The organism is Nocardia sp. NPDC019323, assembly GCF_044389845.1.
Taxonomy (GTDB): Bacteria; Actinomycetota; Actinomycetes; order Mycobacteriales; family Mycobacteriaceae; genus Nocardia; species Nocardia implantans.
In genome coordinates this window covers 597,525-614,563 of record NZ_JBIRYN010000002.1, presented here as the reverse complement: position 1 = coordinate 614,563, position 17,039 = coordinate 597,525, and the positions used below count along the sequence as shown (strand labels likewise).

The window sequence follows — 17,039 nt, the reverse complement described above, 5'->3', positions numbered from 1 at the left end:
CCGCCGGGCATCAGTCCGTCGTGTCGGAGCGACGGCGTTCACGCCGCTGCCTGGCGTAGTCCTCGTTGAGCCGCACGCCCAGTTCCTCGAGTTCGATCTCGCGGCCGGACTCGCTGCGCACCTGCACCCGCACCGGAGCGCCGGTCGCCTCCTCGACCAAGAGCAGCGGAGCGGGTCCTGGCTGCAAGTAGGCGTCGCCCCACTGCATGAGCGCCAGCACGGCGGGCAGCAGATCGCGACCCATCCGGGTGAGCACGTATTCGTGCCTGGTGCGCTTGCCTTCCTCCTGGTACGGCCGTTTCGCCAGCAGGCCGGCTTCGGTGAGTTTGCGCAACTGGGCCGCGGCCGCCGCGTCGGTGATGCCGACCCGGCTGGCGAACCCGTCGAACCGACGAGTCCCGTAGTACGCCTCGCGCAGGATCAGCACCGCCGAGCGCGTGCCGATGAGGTCCATCGCTTTGGCGATCGAGCACTCGTCGGGCTTCCACGCGTTGAGATCGGCCAACGGTCCTTCCATCACTGCTGCCATGACCCACATCATACCCAGGCTGACTTGTGTCAACTATTGTCAGGTGTAGTCTGACTATGTGTTGATAGAGCCAGGCATGGCGGCCCGGCTCTCGGTCCGAAGGGAAGCACCATGAGAGACGCGGTGATCGTCGAAGCGGTACGCACGCCGATCGGCAAAGGGAAGCCGAACGGCGCGCTGCACGACGTCAATGCGGTTGATCTGCTGGCCCACAGCCTGCGGGAGGTGGTGAACCGCAGCGGCATCGACCCCGCCCTGATCGATGACGTGATCGGCGGCGTCGTCACCCAGTTCGGCGAGCAGGGCGCGAACATGACGCGGCGGGCCGCGCTGGCCGCCGGGTATCCCGAATCGGTCCCGGCCACCACCGTCGACCGGCAGTGCGGCAGCAGCCAGCAGGCGATCCACTTCGCCGCGCAAGGCGTGATCGCGGGCGCCTACGACATCGTGGTCGCCGCGGGCGTGGAGTCGATGGGCCGGCTTCCCATGGGCGCCAACTTGGTCGGTTCGGACGACATCTCCGGTGTCGGCTTTGCCGAGCGGTACCCGGAAGGACTCGTCCCGCAGGGCATCAGCGCGGAGCTGATCGCGGCGAAGTGGGGACTCACCCGCACCCAGCTCGACGAATTCGCGCTCGGCAGCCACGAGAAGGCCGCGCTCGCCACCAAGAACGGCCTGTTCGCGCGGGAACTCGCGCCGATCAACGGACTCGCCACCGACGAGGGCATCCGGGTCGGCAGCACGCTGGAGACGCTGGCCGCCCTGCGCCCGGCCTACTACGACCCGGCCATGGCCGCCCGCTTCCCGCAGATCGGCTGGGAGATCACCGCGGCGACCGCGAGCCAGGTCAGCGACGGCAGCGCGGCGGTGCTCATCATGACCAGCGAGCGCGCGAAGGAACTCGGGTTGAAGCCGCTGGCCCGGCTGCACAGCTTCGCGGTGGCCGGTGACGACCCGCTGCTGATGCTCACCGCGGTGATCCCGGCGACCAGGAAGGTGTTGCGGCGGGCGGGTTTACAGCTGTCCGACATCGACCTGATCGAGATCAACGAGGCGTTCTCGCCGGTGGTGCTGGCCTGGGCGCACGACACCGGCGCGGATCTGGCGAAGGTCAACGTCAACGGCGGGGCGATCGCGATCGGTCACCCGCTCGGCGCGTCCGGCGCCCGGTTGATGACCACGCTGGTCCACGCCATGCAGGACCGCGGCGCCCGCTACGGCCTGCAAACCATGTGTGAGGCAGGCGGTCTGGCGAACGCGACCATCGTGGAGCGGCTGAGCTGATCCGGTTCACCACCGGCGCTGCGTGTTCGTGACGGTTCGACGCGAGCACGCAGGCCGGTGGCGCGGCCTGTCCCGGACACGCTGTGTCGCAGCGGGCAGCTAGAACGAAACGAGTATCACCGCGATCAGGAAGCCGACCAGCCAGGATTCGAGGATCAGCGGCACCGCGATCAGCGGCGTCCAGGCGATCGGCCTGCGGTCGCGCACTTTTTCCAGAGCGGAGACGACCGCCGCGAGCACCGAAGCCGCGATGCCCGCCCAGGCGATGACTTGCGCCCACCACAGATATCCGGCGCCCCCGCCCTCGGGTCCGTCGCGCAAGAGCACTTCGTAGAGCGGGACGAAAGCGGCCATCACCCAGCCGAATCCGAGGACGACCACCGAACCCGCCGCCACGCGCAGGGCATCGGCCGTTCGCCGCCGCAGGTGCCACGCCATTGCATCAGCATGACTGCTCCACCTGCGCACGGCATCTCAAACGCCGGTGTAGACCTGGGAGGCCAGGGCGAGGCCGCCGGCGAACGACAGCACGATCAGCACCATCGCCAGCACCGGCCAATACCACATGTACCAGCGCTTGACCGCGGCCAGGATGAGCATCCCGGTCACGCCTGCGATCGCGATCGCCGTCCCGCCCCACGACACGGCGAAGGCCCAGCCGAGGTATTCGGTGCGGCAGTTGTCCTGACCGCACGGATCGGCGGCGAAGGCGAAGAAGACGGTGAAATAGGCGGCGGCCAGTCCGAGGACCACCGCGACGCAGTACAGCACGACGGCGAGCACGACGTCCCAGGTCCGCACCGGCCGCTGCCCGGCGGGCGGCCATGACGGCGTGCCGTGCGGCCGAGGCTGCGGAATGCCGGTGTGGATCATGACGCCAACGATCCCGTCTCACACGCCATGCCGGCTCCGGGAAACTACTCGAGTGTGCGTGCGCAATCCCCCGGTCCGCCGTGGCGGCCGCATAAGCTGATCGGCGATGAGCGACTCCGCAGCGCAGAACGTCGTCTACGCCATTCCGATGCGCACCCGCTTCCGTGGCATCACGGTGCGCGAAGGGATGCTGATCCACGGGCCGCTCGGCTGGGGCGAATTCTGCCCGTTCCCCGAGTACGACGACCGGGAGGCCGCCGCGTGGCTGGCCACCGCTCTGGAGCAGGTGACGACCGGCTGGCCCGAGCCGGTGCGCGACCGGATACCGATCAATTGCACGGTGCCCGCCGTCGACCCGCAGCAGGCGCACGCGATCGTGGCCCGATCCGGCTGCCGCACCGCGAAGGTGAAGGTCGCCGACCACCCGGAATCGCTCGCAGAGGATCTGGCCAGGGTGGAGGCGGTGCGTGACGCGCTCGGCAGCAACGGCGCGATCCGGGTCGACGCCAACGCGGTTTGGGACGTCGGCACCGCGGTGCGCCACATTCGGCAGATCGACAAGGCCGCAGGTGGGCTGGAGTACGTGGAACAGCCCTGCCGCACGATCGAGGAACTCGCCGCTGTACGCCGCCGCGTGGACGTGCGCATCGCCGCCGACGAATCCATCCGCCGCGCCGAGGACCCGATGCGCGTCGCGGTCGCCGGTGCCGCCGATATTGCCGTCCTCAAATGCACGCCGCTCGGCGGAGTCCGCCGCGCCCTGCAAGTAGCCGAGGCGGCAGGGCTGCCCTGCGTGGTCTCGTCCGCTCTGGAAACCAGCGTCGGCCTGGCCGCACAGCTGGCGCTGGCGGGCGCGCTCCCCGAACTCGACTTCGCCTGTGGTCTGGGCACTTTGAGCCTGCTCACCGGTGACGTTACCCGCGGCTCGCTCCGGGCGGTCGACGGCTACCTCCCCGTCCTGCGCACCCCGCCCGAGCCGGAACCGGCACTGCTGGAAAGCCATCGCCACCCCGACGCCGACCGCACCGCCTGGTGGGAGGACCGCTTGGCCCGCGTCACCGCTTTGCTCCCGCACACGTAACGGCGCGAGCCCCACTGCTCGGCGTCCGACCTCCCTCGCGAGAGATGGAATCGACGCGCACAGAGCGCGCGACGCCCCGTAACCGGCTGTTCCTGCCCACACGGTCAGCCAGGCTCACCCGATGCGGACGCCGCAGCCGAGCATCGTCGCACGCAAGAGCAACGCCGCCTCGGGGCCGACGACGCCGTCCACGAGCTCCACATAGCGGTCGCAGAACTCCGGGCCGTGCGCGGCCACCGACCCCGCAGCGGGGTCCAGGTGATGCGCCAGTTCGTGCAGGATCACCAGTTCCCGCAGCGCCCAGGCCGTCCCGCCGGTGTGCAGCGGAACCGCGAGGACCGCGTCGGCCGCCTCGTAGTGCGCGGCAGTCGTCCCGGCGCGCGCACGAACGCGCACCGCCACCGCGGCCCGTTCCCAGCGCGCTCGAACCCAATTCAGCGCCAGCACCTTGTCCGTATAACTCTGCACCGATTCCACCGAGGCGAAGCGGCGCTCGATAGGCAGCGTGAGCTGCGAGCCATAGAGTTCGACGGTGCGCACGCCGTGCTCGTCCGCGCGATCGAACACACCGCGTACCAACTGCTCGGCGTCGTAGACCTTGGCGCGCTGGCTGTCGCGCACGGTCATCGAAGCGCGCCCGATCTAGCGGCGGCGCGCATCGACCGGATCGGGATTCCCGCCGGACACGCGCGGGCATGGTCGCTCGATCGTGCCCAGCAGCCCGCGATGTTCACGCTGGTCAACCGCCCTCTGAGGAGGTCAGCTTCCTACGGGGAGCGGGCAGTTCGGGAGAGGTGCCGATCCGGGCCGCCCGGCCCGCGCGATCCCCCGCCGCCCGCGCCGCCGCCGAATGCCCGGCCGACGCCTGCGGCCCGCGCCAGGTCCCGCGCGCCTCCGACGTCTTCGCGTAGAAGTCCGTGAGCTCGATCTCCTTGTTCCGCAGCGCCAGCGCCGTCCCGGCCGCGTCGGCGTCCCCCGGCACCACTTCGGCTTCGACCTCCGCCTTCACCTCCGACAGCCGCCTGCCGATCCGCGCGGCGAAGGCCATCTGGAAATTCAACCGCGCTGTCACACCCGCGACCGGCGCCTGCACCCTGCGCCGGACCTGTCGGCCCCAGCGCTTCTCCACCACGATCTTCTCGACGGTGGCCGATCGGTAAGCGCCCGACTTGATGTACTGGTCGGACGCGCGCACCATCTGCACGAGCAGACTGGCGTAGAGCGCCTCGCAGGTATCGATATCGGAGTCGAACCCGTAGGCGTACACCTGCGTCGAAGTCCGGGCGACGTCGCAGCGCACGTCGTTCGCGGCCGCGATGGCGACGAACAGCTGGACATAGGTGCGCAAACCGCGTTTGCCCGGCTCGCCGATCGGGATGATCCGCTGCACGGGCGTCGGCCTGCGCTCACGTCCGGCGATGTGCGCCCGCGCCACCGCGAGATCGATGGACGACTTCGTGGCCAGCCGCTGAGCCGCGGCGAGAAAGGCTTCGGCCTCGTGTTCGTTGTCGGTCGACTCGGCCTTGCGCAGCAGCCCACCGATGCGCGTGAGCATCCGATCGGGAACCGCGTTCGGCGAAGACATCGCGCCCCAGCCTAGTGGGCGACTTGCGGCCACTGTCCCGCACACCGGATCGACACCATGTATCTTGCCTTGTGCACCGGCAGGGTGTGCTGCCGCTCACGAACGATCCTGGAGTGTTTGCGATGGCTGTGAAGAAGGTGACGTCCCTACGTTCGTCGCTCGTACCGCGGGCCGCGGTGGCCCTCGCCTCGGTCGGGCTGCTGACCGCGACGTTCACCAGCGCCTGCTCCAGCGACAGCGGTGGCAGCCCGATCAGCCAGAACCTCACCGGACGCGGCCCGATCACCTACGTCGAGGGCAAGGACACCACCGAGACCGGCGCGGTCAAGCAGCTGATCGAGCGCTGGAACGCCGCGCACCCGGACGAGCCGGTGACGTTCAAGGAGCAGTCGAACGACGCCTCCCAGCAGTACGACGACCTGGTCGAGCACATGCGCTCCAAGCAGTCCAACTACGACGTGGTCGCCCTGGACGTGCCCTGGACCGCCGAGTTCGCCGCCAAAGGCTGGATCCAGCCGCTGAAGGACTCCTTCGCCATCGACACCAGCGCGCTGCTGTCCCCGCCGGTCGCCAGCGCGACCTACAACAACACGCTCTACGCCGCGCCCCGCAACACCAACGGCGGCCTGCTGTTCTACCGCAAGGACCTGGTGCCCAACCCGCCCAAGACCTGGAACGAGCTGCTGGCCCAGTGCCCGATCGCGCGCCAGCAGAACATCGGTTGCTACGCGGGCCAGTTCGCGCCCTACGAGGGACTGACCGTGAACGCGGCCGAGGTGATCAACGCCTACGGCGGCAGCTTCGTCGGCGCCGACGGCAAGACCCCCACGGTGAACAGCCCGCAGTCACGCGCCGGACTGAAGGTCCTGGTCGACGCCTACAACAACGGCGACATCCCCAAAGAGGCCATCACCTTCAAGGAGCCCGAGTCCAGCAACGCCTTCGCGCAGGGCAAGCTGATGTTCCTGCGCTCGTGGCCGTCCACCTTCGGTGACGTCGGCGGCGAGGCCTCCGCGGTGAAGGACAAGTTCGCGGTCGCCCCGCTGCCTGGCGAGAACGGCGTCGGCGCCTCCACCCTCGGCGGCTACAACGCGGCGATCAGCGCGTTCTCCAAGAACAAGGCCACCGCGCTGGACTTCCTGCGCTTCCTGATCAGCGAGGACGCGCAGCACATCGTCGCGGCGGGCGCGCTGCCGTCGGTGCGCGCGTCCATGTACGACGACCCGGCGCTGATCGCGAAGATGCCGTACCTGCCCGCGCTCAAGGATTCCATCGCCAGCGCGGTGCCCCGTCCGGTGACGCCGTTCTACCCCGCCGTGAGCAAGGCCATCCAGGACAACGCCTATGCTGCCTTGAACGGAACCAAGTCCGTCGACGACGCGATCACCGGTATGCAAAAGGGCATCGAGACCGCGGGATCGTGAGCGGTTGAACGCAACGGACCCGACGAACCCGCAGGAGAGAAACGGTGTCGGATCCTTCGGGAACGGCGACTAGCGTGCCGAAAGACGAATCAGTTCCGGCCAGGCGCGGCCCGGCCGCCAGGCTGGCCCTCGAGCTTCGCCGCTCCGGAAAAGCCTGGGTGTTCGTCACCCCCGTGCTGATCGCCCTCGCGGTCGTCATCGGCTATCCCGTGATCCGGGCGCTCTGGATGTCCTTCCAGAAGGACTCCGGGCTCGACCCGGCGACCGGCATGTTCGTCGAAGGCGGCAACGCCGGATTCGCCAACTACACGCACTGGCTGCTGCAACAGTGCCAGGTCGCGACCGGTGAGACGGTGCCGTGCCCGACCGGCAACCTCGGCTCGCAATTCTGGCTTGCCATCGGGGTCACGCTGTTGTTCACCGTCGTCACCGTCGCGCTGGAAGCCACACTCGGCCTCGGCATGGCCATGGTGATGGGCAAGACCTTCCGCGGCCGGGCGCTGCTGCGCGCCGCCGTGCTGATTCCGTGGGCCATCCCGACCGCCGTCACCGCGCGGCTGTGGGAGTTCATGTTCCAGTACGACGGGGTGGTCAACCGCGTGCTCGGCACGCACATCCTGTGGACCTCCGACCCGTGGCCCGCGCGGATCGCGGTGATCGCGGCCGACGTCTGGAAGACCACGCCGTTCATGGCGCTGCTGCTGCTGGCCGGTCTGCAAGTGATCCCGGCCGACGTGTACGAGGCGGCTCGGGTCGACGGCGCGTCGGCCTGGCAGCGGTTCACCCAGATCACGCTGCCGCTGCTGAAGCCGGCCCTGCTGGTCGCGGTGCTGTTCCGGACCATGGACGCGCTGCGGATGTACGACCTGCCCGCGATCATGACGCTGGGCAACCCGTCCACCCGCACGGTGTCGATCCTGGTGGTCGATCAGGTCCGGCAAGGCCCCAACAGCGCGGCCGCGTTGTCGACGATCACCTTCCTTTTGATCTTCGCCGTGGCGTTCGTGCTGGTGAAGATCCTGGGCGCGAACGCGGTTCGCACCCAGGAAGAACAGCGGGAGGCGCACTGATGTCCGTGCAGACAGCGGAGAAGGCCGTGACCGGGAAGCCCGCCGCGGCGCAGGTGCCGTGGACCAAGCGCCTCGGCTCCGTGCGCCTGTACCTCGGCGCGCTGATCGTGCTGGTCTGGGGCCTGGCGCCGTTCTACTGGATGGCGGTCACCGCGTTCCGCGATCCCGACTACACCTTCGACAACACCCCGTGGCCCACCCACATCACGCTGGAGAACTTCCGCAACGCGTTCGACACCAGCCGCGGCAACGACTTCGGCAAGGCGCTGATCAACAGCATCGTCATCGGCTCCATCACGACCGCGATCGCGTTGGTGATCGGCGTGCTGGCCGCATACGCCCTGGCGCGGCTGACCTTCCACGGCAAGTACGTGGTGTCCGGGCTGATCCTCAGCGCATCGATGTTCCCGGTGGTCGTGCTGGTGACCCCGCTGTTCCAGCTGTTCACCAATCTGGGCTGGATCGGCGAGTACCAGGCGATGATCATTCCGAACATCTCCTTCGTGCTGCCGATGACGGTCTACATCCTCGCGTCCTTCTTCGCCGAACTGCCGTGGGAACTCGAAGAAGCCGCGCGGATCGACGGCGCCACCAAGCTGCAGGCCTTCCGCTTGGTGATGCTGCCCTTGGCCGCTCCCGCCGTCTTCACCACCGCGATTCTCGCGTTCATCGCGGCGGTCAACGAATACCTGCTGGCCCGTTTGCTTTCCAGCGACAAGACCGAACCGGTCACCGTCGCCATCGCCCGCTTCTCCGGCAACAATCCGCTGGTGCAGCCGTACGCGGCGATCATGGCGGCGGGCACCATCGTCACGATCCCGCTGGTCATCATGGTCCTGATCTTCCAGCGCCGGATCATCTCCGGCCTCACCGCGGGCGGCGTGAAGAGCTGAGTTGTCTGGCCGCGACTTCGTCGCGGCGTGTTCGCGGCCCCTTTATGGCTCGCGTTTGCGCGACCGCCGCTTGCTCCTTCGTCGCGTACGCGGCGGCCACGCAAACGCGAGCCGGGCCGCGAACGGAACAGGCTCGGTCTCGCTTCGCTCGAAAGACGTTGTTGAGGTGGTGTGGTGGCGTCGCGGGGATAGTCCTGGGATAGACAGCTCTGTCGTCTGCTCGCAGGCCGCGGTTGGAGTGGTCTCGACGCGCGCAGTCGGACGGCCGGAGGTTCGCCGCACGTCGTGGGGCTGCTGCTACTGCATCGGCCCCAGGACGGACACCGAGTTAAGGCGAACCGGATTGTGCTGGCCTTCGATTGGTCACCAGACCTGGACGCCTCTGTTCCCGAGCTACACGTGTTGGTGTCAACTGTCCCGGGAAGTGGAAAGCCGCTTGGGATGGAGGCGGTAAACTCTGCGTTCGACGCTCTTTTCCGTACGTTCGTGCAGGTGAGTTCGTCCGACGCTCCGGGAGGAGATGATCGTGAGCTCGTTCCGCAGACCGCGTGAACGCAGGCGTGGCGCCAAGGGGGCTCCTCCGACCGCGCCGTATGCCTCGATCGCGGGCTGGCGGGAGCGGCCGAACACGCGGACGCGGCGCGAACGCGAGGCGGCCCGCCGGAAATCGCGACCGCCCGTACCGCGCCCCGCCCAGCCGGATCGTCCCCCACGTAGCCGGGCCGAGCGTATCCGCCGCCTGCTGCTGGCGTTGTTCATCCTCTTCGGCGTGGTGCCCGCGCTGGTGTCCGTGCTGGCGTATTGGAGCGCCGAGATCCCGGATCCGAATGCGGTGCAGACGAACCAGATCGCGACCGTGCTCGCCGCCGACGGCAGCACCGTGCTCGCGAGAATCGTCCCGCCGGACGGGAATCGGACGCCGGTGCCGTTGTCCGATGTGCCGCGCCCGGTGCGCGACGCGGTGCTGTCGGCGGAGGACCGCAATTTCTACACCAACCCCGGCTATTCGACGTCCGGCTTCCTGCGCGCCGCGCGGGACAACCTGCTCGGAAAGGACAACGCGGGCGGCGGCTCCACCATCACCCAGCAGTACGTCAAGAACGCCTTCCTCGGCTCCGAACGCACGGTCACCCGCAAGATGCGCGAGCTGATCATCGCGGCGAAGATGGCGCGGCAGTGGAGCAAAGACGACATCCTCGCCGCCTACCTCAACACCATCTACTACGGCCGCGGGTCCTACGGCATCGGCGCCGCGGCCAAGGTCTACTTCGACAAACAGGTGAATCAGCTGACCCTCGCCGAGGGCGCGGTGCTCGCGGCGCTGATCCGGACGCCATCGATCCTGGACCCGGAAACCCACCTGGCGGACCTGAAGGCGCGCTGGCGGTACGTGCTCGACGGAATGGTCGAGATGGGCGCGCTCGCGCCGGGCGATCGGGACGCGACCGTCTTTCCGCCGATCATCCCGCTCACCCAGATCCCGGACGAGAACGTGGCTCGCGGCCCTGAGGGCCTTATCCGCAACCAGGTGGTGCGCGAGCTGCGTGACTCCGGCATCAGCGAACGCGATTTGAACAAGGGCGCGCTGCAGATCACCACGACCATCGACGCCAAGGCGCAGCAGGCGGTGCTCGGCGCGGTGCGCGACCGGCTCGGCGGGCAGCCGCAGGAACTGCGCGCCGCGGTGGTGTCGATCGACCCGCGCTCCGGCGCGGTGCGCGCGTACTTCGGCGGCTACGACGGCATCGGCTTCGACTTCGCCCAGGCGCCGTTGCAGACCGGCTCGGCGTTCAAGATCTTCGCGGCGATCGCCGCGCAACAGCAGGCCATCCCCCTGACCCGCGTGCTGGACAGTTCCCCGGTGACCGACCGCGGCACCCGCATCACCAACGTGGACGGCGAGTCGTGCGGCAAGTGCACCATTGCCGAGGCGCTCAAACGCTCGCTGAACACCAGCTTCTACCGGCTGACCATGACGATGTCCGACGGCCCTCAGGCCATCGCGGACGCGGCGCACGCGGCGGGCATCCCGGAGGAGCTTCCCGGCGTCGCGGGCAAGACCCTAACCGAGGACGGCGGGAAACCGCTGAACGGGATCGTCCTGGGACAGTATTCGGTTCGCCCGATCGACATGGCCTCGGCCTATGCCACGATCGGCGCTTCGGGCGTCTACCACCAGCCGTATTTCGTCCAGCGCGTGGTGACCGGTGACGGGCGGGTGCTGCTGGATCGCGGCGAGCACAAGGTCGGCGAACAGCCGCCGTCGGGTCAGCAGCGCATCGCCAAGACGATCGCGGAGAACACCGTCGAGGCGATGCTGCCGATCGCGGCCTACTCCAACGGGCACGCGCTGAAGGACAACCGTCCCTCGGCCGCCAAGACCGGTACCACGCAGTTCGGCAGCGACCGGAACAAGGACGCGTGGATGATCGGTTTCACGCCGTCGCTGTCGACGGCGGTGTGGATCGGCACCGATCAGCCCCAACCGATCCGCACCGCGCGCGGAGCCGACATCTACGGCTCGGGCCTGCCCGCCGACATCTGGAAACAGGTCATGGACGACGCACTCGACGGCACGCCCATCGAGCAGTTCCCGGGAACGCAGGCCCCGGGCCGGCCGAATCCGAGCAAGCCGCCCTCCGGCGGTCCCTATGACATCCTGAATCCACCGCAGCCGTCATCGCATCGCGAACCGGTCGTCATCATCCCGCCCAGCCCGCAACCGCCCAGGGAGGTCGAGATTTTCCCGGGCCTGAGCATTCCGGTTCCTGGATAGCGATGATGCTGTGACCTTCCGTGGCCCGGCGGAACGCATGACATGGCAGCATCGTTTGCCAGAGTGAGAGCGAACAGCGAGTGCGTCGGAACGGGCCGACGCCGAAACCGCGAAAACGATGCGGAAGGATATGCGCCCGAGCGACGACAGCGCGGCGCGAGCGAAGGGCCCGGAGGCGGTAGCCTGCGTCACCACGGAGGGCACCGGGACCGACGCCGATTGAGGACAGACGAGACATAGGGGCTACGCCGGTGGATTTCAATGTCGTTGACCAACCCGAGACGCTGGTGGCGGGAACAGTGCTTCGCAGCCCCGCGCTCGCGGTCGAAGGACCGCGCCGCGCGAAAGTCGAAGAGGCGTGGAAGCGCAACCTCGCCCGCAAGCTGCCCGGACCGCCGACCACGGCATATGTCGACCACGCGCCGGAGATCAATTCGTACCTGACCCATATCGTCGGCTACCGCTGCCACAGCTTGGCCGACCTGGAACCCGGAGACGTGCTCGCCCGCGTGCCCGCCGGGCGTTTCGCCCGGTTCATCGCCAGTGGGGACGATCTCGGCGACACCATCGTGAGCATCTGGCGAGCGGTGTGGGACGCGGAGGCCGCGGGGCGGCTCGTACGCGCGTATACCGGCGACTGGGAACACTATCCCGACGCACGGACGGTGGAAGTTTTCGTGGCGGTGGCAGACGATCAGGGCAACGGGTAGGAACAAGACAGTGGACTTCGAGATCGTCACTCTGCCCCAGAGCATGGTCGCGGGCCTGACCGTCCCGCTGGCCGGCCGCGAGGTGACCGCGCGTGACCTCGACCTGGTGAACTTCACCTGGGATCGCTATCTGGCGCGGGAGAAGAACGTGCCGCGCGTGGCGGCCTACATCGGCCAGAACGATCACGCCGTCGCCGTGCTCGGCTACGAGATCGGCGGGATGGACCAGCTGGACCCCGGCGACGTGCTCACCATCATCCCGCAGGGCCGCTACGCCAAGTTCGTCGTCGCCGACAAGCCCTACGACCTGCTACGCACCGCCTGGGCGCAGGTGGCGAAGGCAGAGAACGCGGGAACCATCACCCGCTCCCACACCGCCGAGGTGGAGCGCTACACCGGCCCGGCGTCGGTGGAGGTCTACGTCTCGCTGGACTGACATGACAGCCGATTGTGTACACGTACGCGTGTACGCTTTCGGTATGTCGGAGATCAGCATTCGGGAGCTGCGTGCCAACTTGGCCGCGCACATCCGCGAAGCGGAAGCCGGTGAGCAGGTGATCATCTTGCGAGACGGTGCGCCCGCCGCGGCCCTGGTACCGCTGTCCATGGTGGAGGCATTCGACGCGGCCGAGGACGAGATCCTGGCCCGCGAAGCAGAGGCGAGGCTGGCGACCGACGAGCCGACCTTCACCATGGCTGAGGTGCTCGCCGACCTCTTCGAAGACGACGCGAAGTGAAGTATCGCTTCCGATTCCTGGACTCGGCGCGCCGGGAACTCCGGGCAATCGAGCGACCGGATGCGATGCGGATCCTCACGGCACTGACGGCGCTGGGCGACGACCCGTACGCTCCGGGTTTGGACGTGAAGAAGTTGTCCGGTCACCACGACCTGTTCCGTCTGCGCGTCGGCAGATACCGGGTCGCGTATAGGGTGGACAACGGCGTGCTGGTGATCCTCGTTGTGAAGATCGGCTGGCGCAAAGACGTCTACCGGGGGCTGTAGTCGCCGAAGCAGGTCGGCCGAGGGCTTTCGCCGTCGGCCGACCTCGTGCCGGTGCGGTGCCTACTCCGCGCCGATGATGAAGGCTTCCAGCTGGGCGCGCGCGATGTCGTCGGCGAGCTGCTGCGGCGGGGACTTCATCAGGTAGGCCGAGGCCGGGATGACCGGTCCGCCGATGCCGCGGTCCTTGGCGATCTTCGCCGCGCGCACCGCGTCGATGATGATGCCCGCGGAGTTCGGCGAGTCCCACACCTCGAGCTTGTACTCCAGGTTCAGCGGCACGTCGCCGAAGGCGCGACCCTCCAGGCGGACGTAGGCCCACTTGCGGTCGTCGAGCCAGCCCACGTGATCGGACGGGCCGATGTGCACGTCGTTGGCGCCGAGCTCCTTCTTCAGGTTGCTGGTGACGGCCTGGGTCTTGGAGATCTTCTTCGACTCCAGACGCTCGCGCTCGAGCATGTTCTTGAAGTCCATGTTGCCGCCGACGTTGAGCTGCATGGTGCGGTCGAGCTGCACGCCGCGATCCTCGAACAGCTTGGCCATCACGCGGTGGGTGATGGTGGCGCCGACCTGGCTCTTGATGTCGTCACCGACGATCGGGACACCGGCCTTGGTGAACTTCTCCGCCCAGACCGGGTCGGAGGCGATGAATACCGGCAGCGCGTTGACGAACGCCACGCCCGCGTCGATGGCGCACTGCGCGTAGAACTTGTCGGCCTCCTCCGAGCCCACCGGCAGGTAGGACACCAGCACGTCGACCTTGTTGTCCTTCAGCACCTGCACCACGTCGACCGGCTCGGCCTCGGACAGCTCGATGGTCTGCGCGTAGTACTTGCCGATGCCGTCGAGGGTCGGCCCGCGCTGCACGACGACATCGCTCGGCGGCACGTCGGAGATCTTGATCGTGTTGTTCTCGCTGGCGAAGATCGCCTCGGCCAGGTCGAAGCCGACCTTCTTCGCGTCCACGTCGAACGCGGCGACGAACTTGACGTCGCGAACGTGGTACGGACCGAACCGCACGTGCATCAGACCGGGGACGGTCGAGGACTCGTCCGCGTCCTTGTAGTACTGCACGCCCTGGACCAGCGAGGAGGCGCAGTTGCCCACACCCACGATGGCGACGCGAACCTCTGTGGCGTTGTCAGCCTTCTTGACGTCACTCATGGCCGATATTTCCCTCTTTCTGTGGTGCCGCCTTCGTCGATTGCTCCGCCGCAATCAACTCGTTGAGCCAGCGCACTTCGCGCTCGCTTGATTCGAGTCCGAGTTGATGGAGCTGCCGGGTGTAGCGATCCAGCGACCCGCTGGCCCTCTTGATCGCCTCCCGGAGCCCCTCTCGGCGCTCCTCGACCTGACGCCGCCTGCCCTCCAGGATCCGCATCCGCGCTTCCGCGGGAGTGCGGCTGAAGAAAGCCAGATGAACGCCGAAGCCGTCGTCGGTGTAGTTCTGCGGTCCGGTGTCGGCGAGCAGCTCGCTGAACCGCTCCCGCCCGGCCGGAGTCAGCTGGTAGACCCGCCGAGCACGGCGGGTCGCCGCGCCCGCGGGTATCTCCTCGGCGATCAACCCGTCCGCCTGCATGCGGCGCAGCGTCGGGTAGAGCGATCCGTAGGAGAAGGCACGAAACGCCCCGAGCAGGCCGGTCAACCGCTTGCGCAGCTCGTACCCGTGCATGGGCGCTTCCAGGAGCAGCCCGAGGATTGCCAGCTCGAGCACCGGGCTTCACCCCCTGACTGTGTTCAGACCTAACCGATGGATGCGACTTTCCACTATATCGGAGCGATACATCTGTGCACAGTCGTCGGCCTTGTGCGGGCGACGGGCGAGGTCAGGAGGGTAGGAAGACCGCGAGCGGCTCGCCCGCGAAAGTGGCCGTCAGGTATCCGGACGAGCCGCCTTGGCCCTTGACGTAGATCTGCAGTACCGGCCCCAGGTCGACCGGGCCGTTGGAGCCGAAATTCACGATGATGTGGGTGACCGCGCCGTCCGGGGCGCGCATCGTCTGTGGCGCACCGGCCAGCAGGCCGGCGACGGCAGGCACGTCGATCGCGCCGAGGTCGAAGCTGCGCTCCCGTGCTCGGCGATCCGATGTCCGCGAGGCTCGGAAGTCACCGTTGTAGTAATAGTCGGCGGTCTCGGACGCGCTGCCGGGCTTCTGCCGGTCCACGCTGGCATGCCGCGGGTGCAATGTGACCTGGTCGGCGCTCATATCACCGAATTCGGCCCGGTACTCCGCGAGGAAGTAGGCCAGCCCGGCACCGGTGGTCAGGTCCGGAACGTCCTGCGAGAACCCGGGAAGATCGACGCCGCAACGGCTGATCCCCCCGACCATGGCACCCGCCACCAAGGCGACGACGACCACCGACAGCGGAGCCAGCCAGCGGCGCGGACGCCGCCGGTCCACCCGGACCACAGGGGCGTTCGCCAGCTCATCGGGGATCTGCAGGTCACCGATCAACGCGTCGAGCTGGCCGAAGGACTTCGCGCGCATCGCACGGGCGGTCCGCGCGGCGTGTTCGTCGGCGGTCAGCTGGCCGTCGGCCAGCGCGGCATCCAGCAGCCCGCAGACGTCGGCGCGGTCGGTATCGCGGGCACGGATGTCGCTGTATCGGGTCGTCACCATCGCCTCATCCCTTGAACGGCCACACGCGCCGCACCTCGCCCGCCGAGGTCATCACGAAATGGCCGCTCTCTTGGACGGAGTTGCTCACGTGGACCTCGATGACCGGCTGACCGGCGGGAACGCCGTACCCAGCGTACGAACTGCTGTCGTTCACGCTCACCTTGAAATGCGACACGGCGCCGCCTGGAACTCGGGTGGTGGCGGGAGCATCGGCGAGGGCGCGGCCGATCGCCTCGATGTTCAGTGCGCTCAGATCGACCGATGGGGTATCGACCTTGCGCGTGGTGATGTCACGGGACTGCCGGAAACCCCCGCGGTAGTCGTACTCGATCTTCCGGTTCGGCTGACCTGGCACCGCACGGGCGAGCAAGGCGAGGTCGTCGTGCATGGTCAGCTCATCGACCTGGAGATCACCGAATTTCCGCTGGTAGTTGCGCAGAAACGTGGCGATTCCCTCGGTGGTGACCAGACTCGGCGTCGCGACCACCACCGGCTGCACCGCCCCCAGTTCCACCGGAGGGGCTTGCGCCGCGGATCGCGGCTCCGCTTCTCGGGTGACCGCGAGAAATCCGCCACAGGCGGCCAGCACCGCGGCCACGGCGACCGCCGCCCGATACCACCGACGCCGATGCGAACGCGGCGGTCGCGGCGCGGGGGCGACGCCGTGGGGCCGCTGGAGATCCGCGATCAGGTCGTCCAGATCTCCCAGCGTGCGGGCTTCCGCGGCGAGTTCGGTGAGGGCCTCGTGCTCTTCCGCCGACAACTGTCCGTCGGCGCGGGCGGCGTCGAGCAGTTCGCGCGTAGTGGCGCGATCGGCATCGCGCGCCCTGGTGTGACCGGGATAACTTCCGCCGGATCCGGAGCGGCGCAACACTTTTCGCGTGACCGACGGGCGCTGCGCGGCGAACCCGCGCGCGGCGGACGGGGCTTGCAGATCGGCGGTGAGCGCGGCCAGTTCGCCGAGCGTCTTCGCCGCCGCCGCCTGCGCGATCCGGTCGTGGTACTCGTCGGCGCCGAGCTGGCCCTCGGCGTAGGCGGCGTCCAGAAGACCGGACGCGGCGGCGCGGTCGAGATCACGCGCTCGCGTGCGCCCGGATGCTGCGGTGGACACAGACGGATCGTAGTCCGGACAGCGGCGCGACGCGCTGGATCGGCCCGTCCGGGACCGGTCAATCCGCATCAGCCCGGGGCAG

At 68.2% G+C, this 17,039-nt stretch carries 19 protein-coding genes; 10 read left to right on the top strand and 9 right to left on the bottom strand.

Annotated elements, in window-relative coordinates; all coding sequences use genetic code 11:
• Nucleotides 1–10 precede the first annotated feature (10 nt).
• Nucleotides 11–541, bottom strand: a complete 531-nt coding sequence (locus ACH49X_RS10175; RefSeq protein WP_195081055.1) for a helix-turn-helix domain-containing protein — start codon at nt 539–541, stop codon at nt 11–13.
• A 99-nt stretch (nt 542–640) separates the two neighbouring features.
• Here ACH49X_RS10175 and ACH49X_RS10170 point away from each other — a divergent pair, with 99 nt between their 5' ends.
• Nucleotides 641–1,813: a thiolase family protein gene (locus ACH49X_RS10170; protein ID WP_357208451.1), complete on the top strand. Its 1,173-nt coding sequence runs from the start codon at nt 641–643 to the stop codon at nt 1,811–1,813.
• 99 nt (nt 1,814–1,912) lie between these two features.
• Here the strand turns inward: ACH49X_RS10170 and ACH49X_RS10165 are convergent, their stop codons facing one another.
• Together ACH49X_RS10165 and ACH49X_RS10160 are read right to left on the bottom strand one after the other, a co-directional pair.
• Nucleotides 1,913–2,251 carry a hypothetical protein gene (locus ACH49X_RS10165; RefSeq protein WP_195081009.1) on the bottom strand — a complete coding sequence of 113 codons (339 nt, stop codon included), beginning with the start codon at nt 2,249–2,251 and terminating at the stop codon, nt 1,913–1,915.
• A gap of 36 nt (nt 2,252–2,287) precedes the next feature.
• Nucleotides 2,288–2,686: a hypothetical protein gene (locus ACH49X_RS10160; protein ID WP_195081010.1), complete on the bottom strand. Its 399-nt coding sequence runs from the start codon at nt 2,684–2,686 to the stop codon at nt 2,288–2,290.
• Between the two features lie 106 nt (nt 2,687–2,792).
• On the opposite strand from ACH49X_RS10160, the gene ACH49X_RS10155 reads away from it, so the two are divergent.
• Complete coding sequence (locus tag ACH49X_RS10155; protein WP_195081011.1) at nt 2,793–3,767, top strand: o-succinylbenzoate synthase; 975 nt, start codon at nt 2,793–2,795, stop codon at nt 3,765–3,767.
• Between the two features lie 114 nt (nt 3,768–3,881).
• On the opposite strand, the gene ACH49X_RS10150 is transcribed toward ACH49X_RS10155, so the two are convergent.
• Nucleotides 3,882–4,394, bottom strand: a complete 513-nt coding sequence (locus tag ACH49X_RS10150; protein ID WP_195081012.1) for a TIGR04338 family metallohydrolase — start codon at nt 4,392–4,394, stop codon at nt 3,882–3,884.
• 112 nt (nt 4,395–4,506) lie between these two features.
• The gene (locus tag ACH49X_RS10145) at nt 4,507–5,352 is read right to left on the bottom strand and encodes a DUF2786 domain-containing protein (protein WP_195081013.1); all 846 of its coding nucleotides are present in this window, start codon (nt 5,350–5,352) and stop codon (nt 4,507–4,509) included.
• 122 nt (nt 5,353–5,474) lie between these two features.
• On the opposite strand from ACH49X_RS10145, the gene ACH49X_RS10140 reads away from it, so the two are divergent.
• The 8 genes from ACH49X_RS10140 to ACH49X_RS10105 all read left to right on the top strand — a co-directional run bounded on the left by ACH49X_RS10140 (nt 5,475) and on the right by ACH49X_RS10105 (nt 13,228).
• The gene (locus ACH49X_RS10140) at nt 5,475–6,776 is read left to right on the top strand and encodes an ABC transporter substrate-binding protein (protein WP_195081014.1); all 1,302 of its coding nucleotides are present in this window, start codon (nt 5,475–5,477) and stop codon (nt 6,774–6,776) included.
• 44 nt (nt 6,777–6,820) lie between these two features.
• Entirely contained in the window at nt 6,821–7,846 is a 1,026-nt protein-coding gene (locus tag ACH49X_RS10135) for a carbohydrate ABC transporter permease (RefSeq protein WP_195081015.1), read from the top strand.
• Entirely contained in the window at nt 7,846–8,739 is an 894-nt protein-coding gene (locus ACH49X_RS10130; RefSeq protein ID WP_323124623.1) for a carbohydrate ABC transporter permease, read from the top strand. Before ACH49X_RS10135 ends, ACH49X_RS10130 begins: the two co-directional genes overlap by 1 nt.
• A gap of 520 nt (nt 8,740–9,259) precedes the next feature.
• Complete coding sequence (locus tag ACH49X_RS10125; RefSeq protein ID WP_357208449.1) at nt 9,260–11,515, top strand: transglycosylase domain-containing protein; 2,256 nt, start codon at nt 9,260–9,262, stop codon at nt 11,513–11,515.
• Between the two features lie 251 nt (nt 11,516–11,766).
• Nucleotides 11,767–12,225, top strand: a complete 459-nt coding sequence (locus tag ACH49X_RS10120; protein WP_067796079.1) for a GyrI-like domain-containing protein — start codon at nt 11,767–11,769, stop codon at nt 12,223–12,225.
• Between the two features lie 10 nt (nt 12,226–12,235).
• Nucleotides 12,236–12,661, top strand: coding sequence for a GyrI-like domain-containing protein (locus tag ACH49X_RS10115; protein WP_067796076.1), 426 nt, complete (start codon nt 12,236–12,238; stop codon nt 12,659–12,661).
• A 43-nt stretch (nt 12,662–12,704) separates the two neighbouring features.
• Nucleotides 12,705–12,962, top strand: a complete 258-nt coding sequence (locus tag ACH49X_RS10110; RefSeq protein WP_195081017.1) for a type II toxin-antitoxin system Phd/YefM family antitoxin — start codon at nt 12,705–12,707, stop codon at nt 12,960–12,962.
• A complete protein-coding gene (locus ACH49X_RS10105) occupies nt 12,959–13,228 on the top strand; it encodes a type II toxin-antitoxin system RelE/ParE family toxin (RefSeq protein WP_357111114.1) in 270 nt (89 codons plus the stop codon). The genes ACH49X_RS10110 and ACH49X_RS10105 overlap by 4 nt, the downstream gene beginning before the upstream one ends.
• 60 nt (nt 13,229–13,288) lie before the next feature.
• Here ACH49X_RS10105 and ACH49X_RS10100 read toward each other — a convergent pair whose 3' ends face one another.
• The 4 genes from ACH49X_RS10100 to ACH49X_RS10085 form a co-directional block, all read right to left on the bottom strand.
• Complete coding sequence (locus ACH49X_RS10100) at nt 13,289–14,389, bottom strand: inositol-3-phosphate synthase (protein ID WP_195081019.1); 1,101 nt, start codon at nt 14,387–14,389, stop codon at nt 13,289–13,291.
• The gene (locus ACH49X_RS10095; protein WP_195081020.1) at nt 14,382–14,939 is read right to left on the bottom strand and encodes a PadR family transcriptional regulator; all 558 of its coding nucleotides are present in this window, start codon (nt 14,937–14,939) and stop codon (nt 14,382–14,384) included. Before ACH49X_RS10095 ends, ACH49X_RS10100 begins: the two co-directional genes overlap by 8 nt.
• Before the next feature lie 112 nt (nt 14,940–15,051).
• Nucleotides 15,052–15,846 (bottom strand): DUF1707 domain-containing protein, encoded by a 795-nt coding sequence (locus ACH49X_RS10090; RefSeq protein WP_195081021.1) that lies wholly within the window; start codon nt 15,844–15,846, stop codon nt 15,052–15,054.
• A 4-nt stretch (nt 15,847–15,850) separates the two neighbouring features.
• Nucleotides 15,851–16,957, bottom strand: a complete 1,107-nt coding sequence (locus ACH49X_RS10085; protein ID WP_323124624.1) for a DUF1707 domain-containing protein — start codon at nt 16,955–16,957, stop codon at nt 15,851–15,853.
• Nucleotides 16,958–17,039: the final 82 nt, after the last annotated feature.